Genomic DNA, 16,103 nt, shown 5'->3' on the forward strand with positions numbered 1-16,103 from the left:
ATGAATGCAACGAAAAAGGAAAACTTGCCGCCGTTGTCTTTACCGAAAAAAGAGTATATGGAACGGGCTAAAGAACTGTGGGAAGAACTTGAACTACCATCAATCCGTCCGGAATGGCCTTGGCACGGTTTTTCAATGGGAGATTGGGATGAGTTCAATGACGAAATGGCTCAGCGTGCCGTGAAAGGCGACTACTTCAAAACGGGAGAAGAGCAAATAAACGAACGAGTAGGCCCTGAATGGATCAACAAAGATACCAAATGGTTCTATAATAAAAATAAAAGATGAGATAGCAGTAAGGAATAAAATGTATAAACGGCAGGGTGTTTTCCTCTTCATAACATTTTAAGAAGAGACACTCTGGCCGTTTATCATTATGAATCTCCCCCAATTACTTACCTACTCTACTAAATACATGAAAGTCTTTTATATTAAATGGCTTAGGGCAATTGCTTCTACCAGGGAAGTTGATCCCATAAAGGACCAAAAACCACTTCTCCCCCCCCCCACTATCCTGTTCGTAATAAAAGTATTCGAAAATCCCTTTCCTTAATAAAACATTGCAGTCTCTTTATATGGACATTATCTGATAACTCAGAGTGAATGACATCCTCTACCATTTAAGATAGAAAGAAGCTCCTATTTGATATATTGTTTAGAAGACTGTTATCGTAAAACAGTTTTACCCTATCTACAGAGCACAAATAAATGAATAAAATACAGTATTACTACAATCATATGAAAACGACCGACTTGTTTAAGTCGGCCGTATGAAGAGGGTAACATCAAACGAGAACAATATTAGAATTTCTGATCTTTTCAGTAATGGAATTGCTTCACTTAGAATATGGATGAAGTTTGTTATGCATTTTGCAAATAGTAACATGAATGTCCAGCTAAAAAACAAATACTACATAAAGGGCCTTCATATCTAGATTAGATCTAGATAGTAGATAATAGCATTTATTTAAATATTAGTCTTCTGTATAAATATTTAAATATTCTTAAAATTATGGTTTTTATTATTGACTCTACTCCTTGGTAATAATTGATTCGGCGCATTCGATCCTTTAGAAATATACAGAAACTCTAAAAGAGATAAATAGACGCTTTTACATATTAAGACTCGAATCCACATTATTATCTTTTTTTCTGCTTCTTATTACTCCATAAAGAATCATTAAAACCACAAGCACAAATAGAACGAGAGAAATTGGACGAGTAAAAAAAATACTATACGATCCACCTGATACAACAAGGGCTCTTTGAAAACCCGTTTCAATAATTGGTCCTAGAAGAAAGGCTAATACAAAACAAACTATGTTAAAATTTGTTTTGATAAAAATATAACCAATTACCCCAAAGGTTAGGCACACTATAACATCCATTAAACTATTTCTAATCGCAAACGAGCCAGCTGTTGCCAGAATTAGAATTCCCGAAAGAAGTATTTCATTTGGGAGAGTGACAATTTTAGATATAGGTCTAGCAAATAGTAATCCCATTAGTAAAAATGCTATTTGAGCAAACAACATAGCAACAAAGAAAGTTCCTACCATACCAGCTTGCTCTGTAAACAATTTAGATCCAGGAGTAATACCTACAATAATGAGACCACCTAGCAATACAGCTGTTGCTGCACTCCCTGGAATACCTAAGGCTAATGTAGGGATTAATGAGCCTCCAACTACCGCGTTGTTTGCAGCTTCAGGCGCTACTACAGCTCTATGTAAGCCTTTCCCAAAAGATTTTGCTTCCTTCTTAGCAGACCGTTTTTCCGTTATATATGCAAAAAAGGCAGCTGCATCTAATCCTAATGCAGGCACTGTACCGAACATAACACCTATTAAAGCCGAACGTATAAGCGTAATTCGATATTTTAAAGCAGATAATGCTCCTTTTAAAAAACCACCTGATACATGACCTGGTCCAGAAATCGTTCCTTTCATTTGCGCAAGTGTTAACACTTGTGTAATAGCAAAAAGTCCTACCATCAGTGGAATAAACTGTAACCCATCATAAAGGTAATCCCAACCAAAAGTGAACCTTTCTTCTCCTGTTACTAAATCAAATCCTACCATACTTAACATCAGTCCAAGGCCTGCACTAATCCAGCCTTTTAGAAAGTCATTATCTGCTGCTAACGAAACAACACTTAATCCTAGAAGTCCAAGCATACATTGTTCAGCAGCACCAAAGTGAACAGCAATATTAGCCAATAATGGAGAAAAAAAGCTTAATACTAATATACTAATAATACCTCCAATAGCCGAAGACATAGCTGATATTCCTAATGCAATACCTCCTTCTCCTTTACGGGTCATTGGATAACCATCAAAACTAGTAGCTGCATTTCCAGGGGTTCCAGGAGTATTTATAAGTATTGCAGATATCGACCCACCATATACTGAACCACTAAATATTGAACCGAGCAAAATTAAAGATGTTTCTGGTGCCATCCCAAAAGTGAACGGTAATGTTAATGCAATCGCTAAAGCCGGTCCAACCCCCGGAAGTGCCCCCATTATAATGCCTATTAACGTGCCTATTAATACTGCTAACAAACTCTCAAAAGTAAATACATTCGAAAGCCCAGCTACTAAAAAGTCCACGACTTTTCACCTCCATATCCAATTAAATTAATGACATAAGAAAAGCGCAAGCGCCTTGCTCACGAACGACAAGTCCTGGAGGGGCGGCATATGGAAAGCTGATCTTTGCTTTCCATTGACGAACAGAAGGAATCTCGAGCGAGGAGGCGCTGGAGCTAGACATGTAAAACGCCAAATATTTATAATTTCTTACCTTTAAACAAAAAATATTAACCTAATATTCCTTGTGGAAACGGGACATTTAAAATAACGTCGAACATTACAAATACTACAACCCATATAATGGAACCCAAAACGATAATTGGTGTTTTCTCTCTTTTACCTAGCCATACAGGTAAACCGAAAATTAAAATTGCACTTGCTAATAAAAAACCTAATATTGAAACTAATACTATATATACAGGCATGGCTATTAATACCTTTTCAAAACCAGGATGTAAAACTGTCTTAGACTTTTGCGTTTCACCTTTCTTCGTAGCCTTCATCTGTTTGACAATATCTACTAGTAATAATATGCTTAAAGTTCCACCTACCAATTGAGGCAACAATCTAGCTTCACTATTGTATTGAGTTGTCATGAAAACCATACTAACGACGCTAATAAATAAAATAATAGAAAACATCAATGGGCTATTTTTAGGAATAGATATATGCACACCTAACACTCCCCTCTTATAAATTCAGTTAATCCTTGGTTTAACCCAAGGACTAACTAATTTTATTACTTTAAAATTATGACTAATTTAATAACTCTGAAAATTCTTCTACAGTGTCGTATAACCGTTGCGTTTCATCCGCAAATTCAGATGATCCCATTTTCTCTATTCCAAAATCTGCGTTCTCTGCCCATTCAATAAACTCAGGTTCGTTAACTGCCTTTTCAAAGGCTTCTTCTAGAATTTCAACCCGTTCTTCTGGAACACCAGGTGGTCCAAAAGCTCCTCCTAACGATGGAACGATAGCTCCTTCATAACCAAGTTCTTCAAGGGTAGGTGTATCAGGTAAAATAGACAATCTTTCAGAAGACAAGCTTGCTAATATTTTTAGTCCATCTTGGTTCAATGCATTAGCCCCTGGTGTTACTACCGCATCTGTCTCTCCTCCTAATACTCCTTTTGCAGCTTCAGCGCCACTATCATAAGGTACATAAGTGTGCTCAATTCCTCCTGTTTCCTGGACAACTAGAGAAGACAAGTGTCCTGCAGACCCATTCCCAGCTCCACCAATAGCAATATCGTTTTCTTTTGATTCATTTAATAAATCTTCATAAGATTCATATGGTGCGTCCTCATGAACAGCTACAACAAAGGCATCATCTCCATGCCAGTTATAAATAGGTGTCATCTCTAGTGTATTGAAGTTTCCATCTTCCACAATTTCTCCCATTTGTATAGAAGGAGAAAGAGTGACTAAAAGTGTGTATCCATCTGGATCTTCCTTAAATACTTCTTGTCTAGCAATGTTTCCTCCAGCCCCCTCACGATTTTCCACAACTACTGAAACACCCAGATGCTCTTGTAAGTAAGGTTGAATAGATCTTGCAACGTTATCCACAGATCCTCCAGCACTATGAGTAACGACTAATGTGACATCTTTTTCCGGAAAACTCTCGGTATCTGCATCACTTTCAACTTCATTATCCTCCGGTCCATCTGCTTCAGAATTTTCTGCTTGGTCATTACCACAAGCAGTTGTAAACGCTACCATAAAAAGGATCAACATTAAAAAGAAAAGTAATCTGGTTTTTGATTTCATCGGCTCCCCCTCATTTTTTAAGGCTGTTTTTTAAAAGATTGTTGCTTATGATAAGATGATTGATCAAATCCGTTAGAAGCGGACGCTTTCCACAGACACACTTCAGCATCCTTTTACTAAAACTTCTGCTCTCTGCGGGATTTTCAGATGCTGCTTTAAGGAACTGGACGTTCTAATATCTGCGTTAGTCACAGAACGTCTGCGGTTTTATTAGAAGTTTCTTTTTCTTAGCCGCCGACCACTGAGTTCATCGTCCTTAGGTTCTTCGATGTAGCAATAAAAACAACAATCTATACGAAAAGAACGATTTCTAAAATTCCCCTTTATGTTTGGTTACTAGTTTGATTAGGTAGAATGCTGGAATATCAACCCATTTGAATAAAACTTTATTTATTGTCAAGTTCAGGGAAATCATAGTCTTTCCAACCTTCAACATCTGCAACCTCAGCAAAATCTTCTCCAAACGCTCTTGTGGCATCTATACCCATCGCTGACATTTTTCTATTTTGTAATTCCTCTTTCTCTCCTACTGCAGGATCAAGCGGTCCCGCAGGGAGATCATCGATGATGACCACGTCGCGATGTGGTAAAACTCTAAAACTAAGAGCCCATTCTACATCTGTTGAATTATTTATATCAATATCAGGGTCAACTACAATAATATACTTTGGTCTGATATTACTTGCCATAGCTGAAAGAATAGCGTGACGAGCTTCGCCTGCATACCTCGGCTTCATTGCTATTACAACGTAAAACGACACACCGCCTGAAGGAGGAATAGATATCTTTTCAATTGTAGGAAATCTCTCTTTCATCATTTGAAAGAATGTTGCCTCAAATGGTATTTGCTTTAATATGTGATTTTCCGTTGTAGGCTTGCCAGTAAGAAGGCCTTGCACATAAGCATCTTTACGGTGTGTAATTGCTGAAATGAACGCAACTGGTTTTTCTGATGCCGGTGTGTAATAACCGGTATACTCACCAAGTGGTCCTTCCATAACAGTTTCATTAAAGTCAATCTTTAATTCAATTACCATTTCAGCCGTGGCAGGTACTTCAACATCAATTGTTTTACATTTAACCAATTCTACTGGTTCTCCTCGGAGCCCCCCTGCAACAGAAAAATCGTTCGTTGTATCCGAAACTTGAGCCTGACAAGTATATGCTAATATTGGATCTGTTCCAATAACTATGGCAGCTTCATACTGATTAAAGCCCATTTCTCTTGCTTTGTTTAAATTTTTACCGAATCGATGAAAAGGTTGTGCTAAAAATGATAAAGTATCCTTTCCCATCACCTGAAAGCGATAATGCCCCATATCAGGCACTCCGGTTTCTGGGTCTTTACTCACTACAATACCTGGTGTAATGAACGGCCCCCCGTCCTTTTCACTATAGGTTGGCACAGGTATTTCATTCATATTAATATCATCTTTTAGTATAACTTCCTCATGAACGGGAGCTTTATTACTTTCAAGGTTTAAAGGCTCAATTGGATTATTAAGGCCATTTAATACTTTATCAAATATCTCCTCTTCCGTACTTTCAAAGGCTAATAATGCTTTCTTTCTAGTAGAGTACAATCCAGCTATTAAAGGGAATTTTGTTCCGTTTTGATTAAAGATTATTGCTGGACCTTCTTTTGCATATGATTTTTTTAACGCCTTACTAACTTCTAAATACAAATTTACTGGTCGGTCGACCTCTAATAACTCATTATTCTCTTGTAATGTTTTCAAGAATTCTCTCATGTCACGGTAAGCCAAAATAAATCCCGCCTTATTCTTTTTATTTGCCTAATCAATAAAAATGTGTGAATTACATATTCTCCCTTAAAACTTTTATTTGTTTTTACCATCCTGTTTGGGAAAGCATTTTAATCCAGCCCTCTTGTTCGGAATCTACCTTTTTAATAACTTCATCGGAAAACCAATGACTCATATCAACTCGGTGTATAGGATATTTTGGACGTTCATAGTGTTCTGACATTCCATATGGCACGGTTGCATCAATTGCCATTCCACCTTCAAAACGTGTAGTAGAACCTTTATGTTCTTTAGCTCCTGCAATCAATCCTTCACTCGGTTGAAAGGCTTGTCCTGCTGCCCCTGGGAGTGGATTAAGCATGTCAGATTGAGGACTAACTCTCGTAGTTAGAGCCCACATCAAATCATCCATACTGTAAATGTTTATATCTGTATCCACTGCAATGGCCATTCTCATACCCCGGGATGTACCAAGTGCTGAAACCAATATATTTCTCTGGTAACCTTCATCTACAGCGTTTCGTTTGTTGACTTGATAAACTGCTCCGCCCCAATCCGTCATACTAAAAGGTATATGAACATCTTCAGTAAAACCTGGCATGATACGATCTGCTAGTTCATACAATGCCCCTTCACGAGTAGTAGTTTGGATCGTATTTTCTTCTGCACCATGTACAATCATCGGTTGAATGATTGGACGAGATTCTAAACGACGATGGGTAACAGCTGTAACATGAAATGTGGGAGCTCGATATGCCTTACCCATGTACCCTGCCCATTCAGGATGAAATGGATGTTCTCCTTGTTGTTTTGTTTTCTCAGCCATTTCAGTCTCAAAGCGTCTATCTGTTGGGTCAAGGTACCCTTCAATAACATATTCTGCACCTGCAATTGAATAAGCTCCATCAACAGTAGCTGCTGGAACAAGTTCAATCGGAGAACCTTGAATAGCTCCAGCAATCCCCAATTCGTCACACCCATATGGCAACATAACATAGTCAAACCCTCCACCAGCAGCAATCGTAGCAGCAGGCGGGATTCCAAAGTTCATTGTTATAGGAATACGTTCCTTTTTATAAAATTTATTCATGGACATCCAAATGTGGCTGCCTGGCGCGACTTGAAACGTTGCGACATCATCCCAACGAAAATTCATTCGGTTATAACCGACATGGGTTCCCCCATCAAAAAATCTTCCACTCAGCACACTTACACCGCTTCCGATCGTCGGTTCTTCTTCCTTTTCTGTATGACGAATCGGTACAATTAAATCATTCACATTTAAATCTTTTCCTGTCTTAACAACTTCTTGTACGGGAGCATTTTCACGATCCACTATGACCGGCTTAAGCGGGCTTCGTACTGCTTGAGCAAGTTTTTTTGTTCGATCTTTGGCATCTTTAAAGCCAAATAACTCATCAACTCGTTCCCTTTTTGCAAACAAATTCATCACAAAACGGGCATGATCATAACCTTTAACATGATTAAATAGAGTTGTTGGACCACCATCCATCCTTTTTTGTAATGCTGCAAACTCTAGATCCGGATCAACAGGTTGATCTGTTTCAACCAATTCTCCTTGCTTTTTCAAATCTTCAATTGTTGTACGCAAGCTGTATACATTAATGGCATTAGGTTTTACTACCTTGTCTGCCATCTTTTCTTTCATTTTATTTTCCATTTTAATGCCTCCCTACATGTTCACAGTCTTACAATTAATTTTCTTGTACAACTTGTGCTAAATTTTTATACTCTTCAGTTAATTTTTTACGAGGAACGGAACCAGTAGGTGTTTTTGGCAAAGAATCTCTAAAAAAGATCCGCTTTGGTACCTCATAACGAGCCAACCTACCTGTCGTTTTACAATATTGGATCACTTCTTCTTCATTTAGAGTAGAAATCTGTTTGGTTACAACTGCCAAGCAAACCTCTTGCCCCCAACGCTCATGAGGAAGGGCGAACACGGCTGCTTCAAGAACATCTTCGTGTTTTAACACTGCGTTTTCAATGGCTCGTGGGCTTACATTTTCTCCTCCACTAATTATAATCTCATCTTTTCTTCTAACGTGATATACGTGTCTGTCTTCCTCAATCCTAATAATATCTCCCGTTCGATACCATCCATCATCCGTAAACGAATTTTTAGTTAATTCAGGCAAATTCCAATATCCTTTAAATAAAGAGTCACCTTTTAACTGAAGCTCACCTTCTCCAGTCTCCTTAACTTCACCGGTTTCAAGATCTATTAGACGAAAATTAATTTGGTTATACAATGGTTTACCACAAGAACCATCAATTCGATACGGTAATTCTTCACGTGGATTATATCTCCCTGGCTTTCCTACCGGATAAACAAATATAATTCCAGCTTCTGTCATCCCTAAACGTTCAGTGAATTGGAAATCATACCTATTAATAATTTTATTAAAGGCTGTTTCATTCATCGGGGCTCCGCCACCGCATACGAATTTTAACGAACTTAAATCCCATTTTTCAGGGTGTTCATAATTAGCTATATCTACCATCATTGAACCAGCTACATAAACGGCATCTGGTTTATACTTGTGGACATGTTCAAAAAATTTATCAACATGCCACTTAATTGATATAACAGTTCCACCACTTGCTAAAACTGGTAATGAGGAAGATTCTAATCCTGAAGTGTGGTAAACAGGACCCGCACAGAGCCATTTACTATGAGGACCCAACTTCCATACATGTGCTAAGTTATCTATATGAACACTCATATTACGATGACTCTTAATTACACCTTTAGGACGGCCTGTTGTCCCACTTGTATACGTAATATTAAACATGTCATCATCATTTTTTGGAAGCGAGGAAAAGGTTTCTTCATTTGCAGCTAAAATCTCATTAAGAGTAATATCCGCATAAGGTGATTCTCCCACCGTAATAATATACTTTATAGAGGTATCTTTTGCAGCAGAAGCAACTAATTCTGCATTCTCACTATGGACGAGAATTGCTTCCGATCCTGAGTCTTTTAATACATATTCAATAATATCCTCAGCAAACATGTAGTTAACGGGAACACCAGATGCCCCTGCTTTCAATGTGCCAAATTGTGCAATATAAAATTCATAACAGTTTGGGACATACATAGCAATCCTTTTAAGGTTATTGTTATACACCCAATTTGCAAATGAACTTGCCTGCCTATTTAATTGATCATATGTTTTAGACTGGCCATTGTAAATAATGGCAATTTCGTGTCCCCGATTATGAACTTGTCTCTCAAACTCGTAGATCCAATTTGCCATTTAAATTCTCCTTCTCACTTTAATGAATGTACTCTCGTTAAGTAAAAATTTCTAATTTTTAGTGGAATTCATTTATGCCCTAGATAATTTTCCTTACTATCCACTAAATATGATTTTTATAGTTATGAATTATTAATAGTTCTTTATTACCCTTCCATATTTAGACACCTCCACGTATAATAATTAAATTTATATATACTTATCCTTTTACCACCCCCATTTAATAACAGTGTTTAGAGACAAGAAAAAATATTAATTGTAGTCCGGAAATCCATTCTGTAATTTCATAAATTTTCGGCAAATTATAAAAATAATTTATTTTCAGTTTATTTTTAGTGGTTTTTCCCATTTTAAATAACAAGAGGGAAAAACCTTAATTAACTTTGTTCATATTAAGGAAAAATTGCTATGAAATATTCTTAGGTGGAGATCGTGTATATGGAATGATCGTTAAGGATTGATATATTTTTATTAAGATCTGGAATTAATATAAACGAACTTTATATAAAATCCCCTCGCTATCATTCGATTTTCGCTTCGGGCGGACGCTTTCACCCTCGGGACACAAGTGCGACATCTACTTCAACTTCCTTTGGTCGTTATCGTAGTGTCTTCTTTGCCGAGGGCTTGGCTTCAGCCTCCTTGGCAGCAAGCTGCCTGCGGGGTCTTCAGCTCAAGCTTATCCCACAGGAGTCGTCGTCTTCCGCTCCAATCGATATAATGTTCGTTTTTGATAATCAAAATAGCATTTATGAAATGGATTCAATTTAAAACCTTATGGCAATTATCGAATTTGTTTCTTGTTTCCCAAATCATAAACACGCTTTTTTATACATGTCCAATCACGTAACTAATACTCTTCCTTATGTTTTGGATATGTTTCTTCATCATTTTTTCTGCCATATCAGGATTTTCTTCTAAAATGGCATCAATTATTTCAATGTGTTCACGTGAGGATTCCTGAAGTCTTCCATTACCTTCACTAGAAACTTCCCTAATTCTAGAGACTTGTTCAGTAAATTGTTTTAGTAAAAACTGTAAATGTTTGTTTTTAGCTCCTTCCGCTATTAGAAGGTGGAGTTTGTTAGCAGCTTCAAGAACCTTTCTCGTGTCATCATTTGAATTTTCAAGGTAATCCATAAACACTTCCCTTAAATCAATCAATTCCATATGACTTACAAAACCCACTGCCTTACGGGCTGCTAAGGCTTCTAAAACTTCCCGAACTTCATAGATCTCAAGAACGATATTCGTAGAGGAAGGTGCTACAAAGGCTCCTTTCCCCCTGATAATAGTAACTAACCCGTCTCGCTCTAGGGCTGCTAAGGCTTCTCGAATAGGTGTTCTGCTAATTCCAAATTCATTTGCTACTTCTGTCTCTGGTATCGGGGAAAGAGGTTTTAATTCCAAAGAAAGTATACGTTCTCGTAGTGTCTCATAAGCTAACTGCCTTCGTGAAACTGACATGTTTTCCTCCAAACTATTTTTTAAGATTTTTTGGATTTGACTTGGGTTAATAGTGATATTCTATGAACCAATAAATACTTTACTGTAATTAATGAGAAATTTCTATAAAATTTTGTTAACAATTCATCCATTTCAACTATTTTAAAGTTCTATTGCAATTGATGATGAATCTATAAGGCAAACATCATGTTGGGAGATATTCTAAAAAAATGTGAGTTAGTTTTCTTGGATTCACTCCATTTATTTATACATTTGGAGCTGCTAGTGTGCAATGAACTAGCCAATTTTCTTTACAATGTGGGTCAATTACGGGGATCTAGATTACTTTCCCCCTTGTAACAGTGGCGTGACTCTTTGTGGAACAAGATGGAACTCTTACGCATATCAAAACAAATCAATTCGTTAAAAATAATTTTAACTTTTCTTATTTAAGATTTAGATAATGTAGCCTTACTCTAAAATCTTTCCCAATACTCATTAATTCATTTCTAACGTTAACTAAACTACTAATAATTATTTAGATTAAAATTGAGCTTTTTTTGTATACACTTTGTATATTATCATTGTAGTGAATATTGTGTCAATAAATTTATTTAATTTATTAATTGAATCAATAAGCATGAATCGTCTTATGTATGAATGTTTCTCCGATATGATAGAAGAAATGTTTACGTTTCTGGATCGTAAAGAAAAGCAGGTAGAAGGTTGGCTGGTCAAACGTGAAGATAAAAAGACGATTCAATTTATGTTTGAACCGACCCGTTACCGCCGTACGTTGATGATTGACCCTCAGAGCGACTATCATTATCCCCTTGATGAATGGCTGTGGAAACAAAAAAATCAAAGACAAAGTCCTTTGGTCAAGTAAAAGGGCAGAAATGGCTAGTGAATCGATGTATAGGGAGAACAACGCGCTTATTAATGAAATGGACAGTTGTAGACATCAGTCATCAGAGGGCAGGGAATATTGTGAAGCAGGTAGGAACGGCGCAAGTTCAGGAGGATAAATACTTGGTAACGGAACTAGAGGAAGCAGCTGTTCAGCCAGAAGTGAAATATGTCGACTATTTATATACGGAATCAGACGTCAGACGGCATATTTATTCGCGGAACAGAGAAAAAGAAATGCACTCGAAGTCAGCGCGCGGTGGTGTTTTAAGGTTGGGAAACTAATCAAAAACATCTCTCTTCACCCCAAAGTGATATTGACAACACAGCCGCTCTCGGACCTTTGGAAGGAAGTGCAGGACCTTACCGCCAATCGCTATTCTTATGAGAAAACCTAAGTGTCTTGTGACTTTGGAATCCAACCAGCATCGCAAGTGTTCCGAAAAAGTGAAGGCCACCAAGCGAAGCACGGCAGCCGGTTTTTAAAGTGTTCAAAAATAGAAAAAATAGAGTGTTAAAAATAGTGGGGTTTTACCCTTGTTAAGAAAAGCGTAAGCGCCTTAAAAGAAGGAAGTTCGGCTACGAGCGTCACGTCCTGTGACAACGCCGAACTGACACTGACTCCCATCCTGGGAGCCCGCGACAGGTTCTGGAGCTTTCTCGCAGGGTCGCCTGCGGCCCGGAGTCGAAAGGGAAGACATAAGACGTTCAGCTAAAACCGTCACGTCCTGTGACAACGTTGAACTGACCCACATCGTGTGCGCCTGAGCGGCTGGGCGCTGAAGCTAGACATCAAAAACGCCACATATTTATAATTTCTTACCTGTCGAGAAAAACTTGACGTATACTTTTAGGTTTACCCTGGCATTTTTTATACATTTATTCGTTATGATTTCCATAGCGTTTGAATAGTATTACTGTTTAAACGGCTGCTGCAGAAAAACACGTCAACAAATTGCAGATCTCGTCTTGGTTGTTGCTATTAAACTATTACGCCCACATCATTCCTCCATTGGTGATATCCACCAGAAAGATTAATTACATTCTTAATTCCTTTCGCTTGTAATACACTAGCGCCAATTGCTGAGCGTATTCCGGTACGACAGTGGAGAACAATTGGCTTGTCTATTGGAATCTCCTTCAATCGGTATGGAATGGTTCCTAGCATAATATGACGGGCTCCTGGAATCGATCCTTCCTCCCACTCACTCTGATTTCGAACATCAATGAGATGAACTTTGTTTTCCTTAACTTCTTGATTAATTTTTGAGGGTTCTTCATTCTTATAACTTTCAAATAAGAAATCACCATTAAGTGCCGACTTTATATCCACATATCCCTCTAATTGATCAATTCCAATTGAACGGAGGGAATGAACGATATTTTCAATATGATTTGGATCTGCTAAGAGGTACAAAGGTTTATCATAATCTATTAGCCACCCGGCCCAGGTAAGGAATTGTTTGTAGGCATATGGAATATTAATTGTTCCCTGTATATGTTTATCTGCAAATTTTTTATAAGAACTCGTATCGAGAATCTGAGCCTCTTCATTCAACAATTCTTGCAATTGTTCCGTTGGTATCTCTTTAGGAAACCCAAGGTCATCTAAAAGAATTGGACCTTCTTTATTTATTTTTTTCATAATTCCGAAATATTTTGGTGGTTCGGGCTGTCCTTTCAGAAGAGCTTGAACAAAATCTTCTTCGTTGTTATATGATAAAGCTTTATTAAATAATTTTTCATAACCAACTGTAGATGAAGGAACGGATCCTAGAGCCTTTCCACATGCACTGCCTGCGCCATGTGCAGGCCAAACCTGGAGATGGTCTGGTAGTTCTTTAAATTTTTTAAGTGAATGGTACATGGTCCTGGCCCCCTCATCAGCAGCACCCACTTCATCCGCTGCCTTTTCCAATAAATCAGGTCTTCCCACGTCCCCTACGAATACAAAATCCCCAGTAAAAATACCCATCGGTTGAGTAGCACCGTCTCCCTTATCAGTCAAAATAAAAGAGAGACTTTCAGGGGTATGCCCCGGTGAATGCATAACTTCAAAGAAGATGTTACCAATATTAAATTCGTCACCGTCTTTTAGATAACGAGTTTTATTGTTTTGATTTTTATAACTCCACCCATCACCACCTTCATCTGAAAGAAATAGTTCAGCCTGACAATCATTAGCCAATTCTCTTGATCCTGAAACAAAGTCGGCGTGAATATGGGTTTCCGCTCCAGCAATAATATTTAAACCTTCTGCCTTTGCCGCTTTTAAATAAGGAGTGATGTCTCTAGACGGGTCTATGATAATCGCCTCTCCAGTAGCTTGACACCCTACCATGTATGAAGCATGAGCTAAATTTTCATCAAAAAAATATCGAAGCAGCATCCATTTGTCCTCCCTTTGGAAAAGTTTATTTCTTATGTTTTTCAGAGTAAACTTCTAGTAAAGCATGTACGTATTTCAACCCTTTTTGAACTTGGGGTTCTTTCAACCACTTTAATAATGTAAAAATAGATACCTGTTGATTATCTTGTTCTGTTCTTTCCTTAGCCTCTTTAAGAGGACTAAAAATTGGAGTCGCCATTTCTTCCATTCCTTCTTTTATATAATCAAGAGAGTCGTCGTCTTGAAGAACATTCTTACCAAACTCCAATAAATCCTCTAATACAGAAACCACTTTTATTATATTCGGTAATTTCTTTATAAGGGTTGTCAATGAACGTAATGATTCCTCATTTAGATGATAAGCCGATAATTCTTTACCTGCATTTCCGATAAATTTTTGTAAAGTTTCCTCGTCCTGAGAAACTGCTGCAACAAAATCAATGGCCCGTTCTGAGAATAGAACAGCTTCTTTTATTCGCGGGAGCTTTTGGAGAAGTATAGTTAGGGATTCTTGTATTTCAGGATCAGACAGTTGTAATTCCCAATCAGATCTACTTTCATCTTTAAATGATTTAGTAACCGCCATCTTTCTCCTCCTTATCAAATTAGTAATAAGAATTTCCTTACATTACGCCTTTTAGCATTCCATTCCAATAAATAAGAGGTAATAATTCTTTCTTGACAAGATACATGCTTCTGCGTTCTATTCCTTGGTCAACCGGAAAAGATTCTTGCGGTTCCAAATTATAGTCGAATTCAGCCATAATTAATCGATTATACCCAGTGACTAGTGGACAAGAAGTATAGCCATTATATTTTGCTTCTAATTCTTTTTCCTGCATTAGCATTAAGAGGTTTTTTTCCACAACTGGAGCTTGTTTGCGAATAGCAGCACCTGTTTTAGACGTGGGTAAATTACTGCAATCTCCAATCCCAAATACATTGGAATAACGCTTATGTTGTAATGTGTACTGATCTACATCCACCCAGCCGCTCTTATCTGCTAATGAACTATTTTTAATAAAATCGGGTGATTCCATCGGGGGAGTAACATGAATCATGTCATACTTTAAAACTTCTGTCTCTTTCGTTTCCATGTGTTCAAACACTGCTTCTTTCTGGTCAGGAAGGATTTCAACAAGATTTTTCAAATAATTTACCTTGATATTTTTGCGATCAATGACTTTGTTGAGAGCATTTGCATACTTTTCAACTGCAAATATAGCTCCTCCCGCATGACGGAAAATAATTTCAGATTTATCTCTAACTCCAGATTTACGAAAATAGTCATCGGCTAAATACATTATTTTTTGAGGTGCCCCTCCACATTTGATTGGTGTACTTGGGTGAGTAAAAATAGCGTTTCCACCCTTGAATTTACGGATAGCTTCCCACGTATACTCAACATGTTCAGCAGAATAATTACTACAAACTCCATTTTTGCCAAGTGACTCTTCAAGGCCTTTTATGCCCTTCCAATTAATTTGCAACCCTGCTCCCATTACTAGATAATCATACTTAATTTGTCTCCCGTCATCTGTAACTACCCTATTTTCTTCTGGTCTCACTTCTGCCACAGCGTTCTGTATCCAATCTACTCCCTTTGGAATTAAAGACTCCATAGAGCGCACGGAATCCTCTTTTTTAGCTGCACCTCCACCAACTAGAGTCCACAACGGTTGGTAATAATGTTTTTTTGCAGGATCAATAATTACCGTTTGATCTTTCAATGCTTTAGAAGCTCTGACTAATCTTGAAGCAACAGATATGCCTGCGGTTCCTCCTCCTACAATAACTACTTTGTACTCTTTTTGATCCATTACTTTTACCTCCTCAATTTTTACTCTTGAACTGTAAATCGTATTACTAAAGGACTGACCTTGTTTATCATTCAAACCATAAAAACTTTAAAATATCATGGTTCCAATTGCTGATATTTGCTCTT

14 protein-coding genes are annotated in these 16,103 nt (G+C 37.6%); 3 read left to right on the forward strand and 11 right to left on the reverse strand.

Features of this window, described 5'->3' with window-relative positions; genetic code table 11:
* Nucleotides 1–288, forward strand: a 288-nt coding sequence (locus FZF09_RS16775; RefSeq protein WP_199256814.1) for a hypothetical protein, incomplete at its 5' end; no start/stop codon positions are given.
* An 824-nt stretch (nt 289–1,112) separates the two neighbouring features.
* On the opposite strand, the gene FZF09_RS16780 is transcribed toward FZF09_RS16775, so the two are convergent.
* From FZF09_RS16780 to FZF09_RS16815, 8 genes are all read right to left on the reverse strand, one after another.
* A complete protein-coding gene (locus FZF09_RS16780) occupies nt 1,113–2,612 on the reverse strand; it encodes a tripartite tricarboxylate transporter permease (protein ID WP_158737759.1) in 1,500 nt (499 codons plus the stop codon).
* A gap of 22 nt (nt 2,613–2,634) precedes the next feature.
* The gene (locus FZF09_RS16785; RefSeq protein ID WP_158737760.1) at nt 2,635–2,775 is read right to left on the reverse strand and encodes a hypothetical protein; all 141 of its coding nucleotides are present in this window, start codon (nt 2,773–2,775) and stop codon (nt 2,635–2,637) included.
* 46 nt (nt 2,776–2,821) lie between these two features.
* Nucleotides 2,822–3,268, reverse strand: coding sequence for a tripartite tricarboxylate transporter TctB family protein (locus FZF09_RS16790; protein ID WP_158737761.1), 447 nt, complete (start codon nt 3,266–3,268; stop codon nt 2,822–2,824).
* An 82-nt stretch (nt 3,269–3,350) separates the two neighbouring features.
* Nucleotides 3,351–4,367 (reverse strand): tripartite tricarboxylate transporter substrate binding protein, encoded by a 1,017-nt coding sequence (locus FZF09_RS16795; protein WP_158737762.1) that lies wholly within the window; start codon nt 4,365–4,367, stop codon nt 3,351–3,353.
* Between the two features lie 386 nt (nt 4,368–4,753).
* Entirely contained in the window at nt 4,754–6,133 is a 1,380-nt protein-coding gene (locus tag FZF09_RS16800) for a UbiD family decarboxylase (RefSeq protein ID WP_158737763.1), read from the reverse strand.
* 85 nt (nt 6,134–6,218) lie between these two features.
* Nucleotides 6,219–7,814, reverse strand: coding sequence for a UbiD family decarboxylase (locus FZF09_RS16805; RefSeq protein ID WP_199256815.1), 1,596 nt, complete (start codon nt 7,812–7,814; stop codon nt 6,219–6,221).
* Nucleotides 7,815–7,848: 34 nt separating this feature from the next.
* Entirely contained in the window at nt 7,849–9,414 is a 1,566-nt protein-coding gene (locus FZF09_RS16810) for a class I adenylate-forming enzyme family protein (RefSeq protein ID WP_158737764.1), read from the reverse strand.
* 828 nt (nt 9,415–10,242) lie between these two features.
* Nucleotides 10,243–10,881 carry a GntR family transcriptional regulator gene (locus tag FZF09_RS16815; RefSeq protein WP_158737765.1) on the reverse strand — a complete coding sequence of 213 codons (639 nt, stop codon included), beginning with the start codon at nt 10,879–10,881 and terminating at the stop codon, nt 10,243–10,245.
* Between the two features lie 577 nt (nt 10,882–11,458).
* On the opposite strand from FZF09_RS16815, the gene FZF09_RS16820 reads away from it, so the two are divergent.
* Together FZF09_RS16820 and FZF09_RS16825 are read left to right on the forward strand one after the other, a co-directional pair.
* On the forward strand, nt 11,459–11,749 hold the full coding sequence (locus FZF09_RS16820; RefSeq protein ID WP_158737766.1) for a UPF0236 family transposase-like protein: 291 nt from the start codon (nt 11,459–11,461) through the stop codon (nt 11,747–11,749).
* A gap of 17 nt (nt 11,750–11,766) precedes the next feature.
* Nucleotides 11,767–12,054, forward strand: coding sequence for a hypothetical protein (locus tag FZF09_RS16825; RefSeq protein ID WP_158737767.1), 288 nt, complete (start codon nt 11,767–11,769; stop codon nt 12,052–12,054).
* A gap of 697 nt (nt 12,055–12,751) precedes the next feature.
* Here the strand turns inward: FZF09_RS16825 and FZF09_RS16830 are convergent.
* From FZF09_RS16830 to FZF09_RS16840, 3 genes are read right to left on the reverse strand one after another with little or no spacing between them, the layout of a single operon-like run.
* A complete protein-coding gene (locus FZF09_RS16830) occupies nt 12,752–14,158 on the reverse strand; it encodes an MBL fold metallo-hydrolase (RefSeq protein WP_158737768.1) in 1,407 nt (468 codons plus the stop codon).
* 25 nt (nt 14,159–14,183) lie between these two features.
* Nucleotides 14,184–14,744 carry a helical membrane plugin domain-containing protein gene (locus tag FZF09_RS16835; RefSeq protein WP_158737769.1) on the reverse strand — a complete coding sequence of 187 codons (561 nt, stop codon included), beginning with the start codon at nt 14,742–14,744 and terminating at the stop codon, nt 14,184–14,186.
* A gap of 37 nt (nt 14,745–14,781) precedes the next feature.
* The gene (locus FZF09_RS16840; RefSeq protein WP_158737770.1) at nt 14,782–15,978 is read right to left on the reverse strand and encodes an NAD(P)/FAD-dependent oxidoreductase; all 1,197 of its coding nucleotides are present in this window, start codon (nt 15,976–15,978) and stop codon (nt 14,782–14,784) included.
* Nucleotides 15,979–16,103: the final 125 nt, after the last annotated feature.

Origin of the sequence: Alteribacillus sp. YIM 98480, from assembly GCF_009765375.1 — a bacterium.
GTDB lineage: Bacteria > Bacillota > Bacilli > Bacillales > Marinococcaceae > Alteribacillus.

Excerpts from the sequence above, each read along its gene's own strand:
- FZF09_RS16830 (WP_158737768.1), bottom strand. The coding sequence starts at position 14,158 with ATGCTGCTTCGATATTTTTTTGATGAAAATTTAGCTCATGCTTCATAC.
- FZF09_RS16840 (WP_158737770.1), bottom strand. The coding sequence starts at position 15,978 with ATGGATCAAAAAGAGTACAAAGTAGTTATTGTAGGAGGAGGAACCGCA.
- FZF09_RS16810 (WP_158737764.1), bottom strand. The coding sequence starts at position 9,414 with ATGGCAAATTGGATCTACGAGTTTGAGAGACAAGTTCATAATCGGGGA.
- FZF09_RS16815 (WP_158737765.1), bottom strand. The coding sequence starts at position 10,881 with ATGTCAGTTTCACGAAGGCAGTTAGCTTATGAGACACTACGAGAACGT.
- FZF09_RS16805 (WP_199256815.1), bottom strand. The coding sequence starts at position 7,814 with ATGGAAAATAAAATGAAAGAAAAGATGGCAGACAAGGTAGTAAAACCT.
- FZF09_RS16835 (WP_158737769.1), bottom strand. The coding sequence starts at position 14,744 with ATGGCGGTTACTAAATCATTTAAAGATGAAAGTAGATCTGATTGGGAA.
- FZF09_RS16785 (WP_158737760.1), bottom strand. The coding sequence starts at position 2,775 with ATGTCTAGCTCCAGCGCCTCCTCGCTCGAGATTCCTTCTGTTCGTCAA.
- FZF09_RS16795 (WP_158737762.1), bottom strand. The coding sequence starts at position 4,367 with ATGAAATCAAAAACCAGATTACTTTTCTTTTTAATGTTGATCCTTTTT.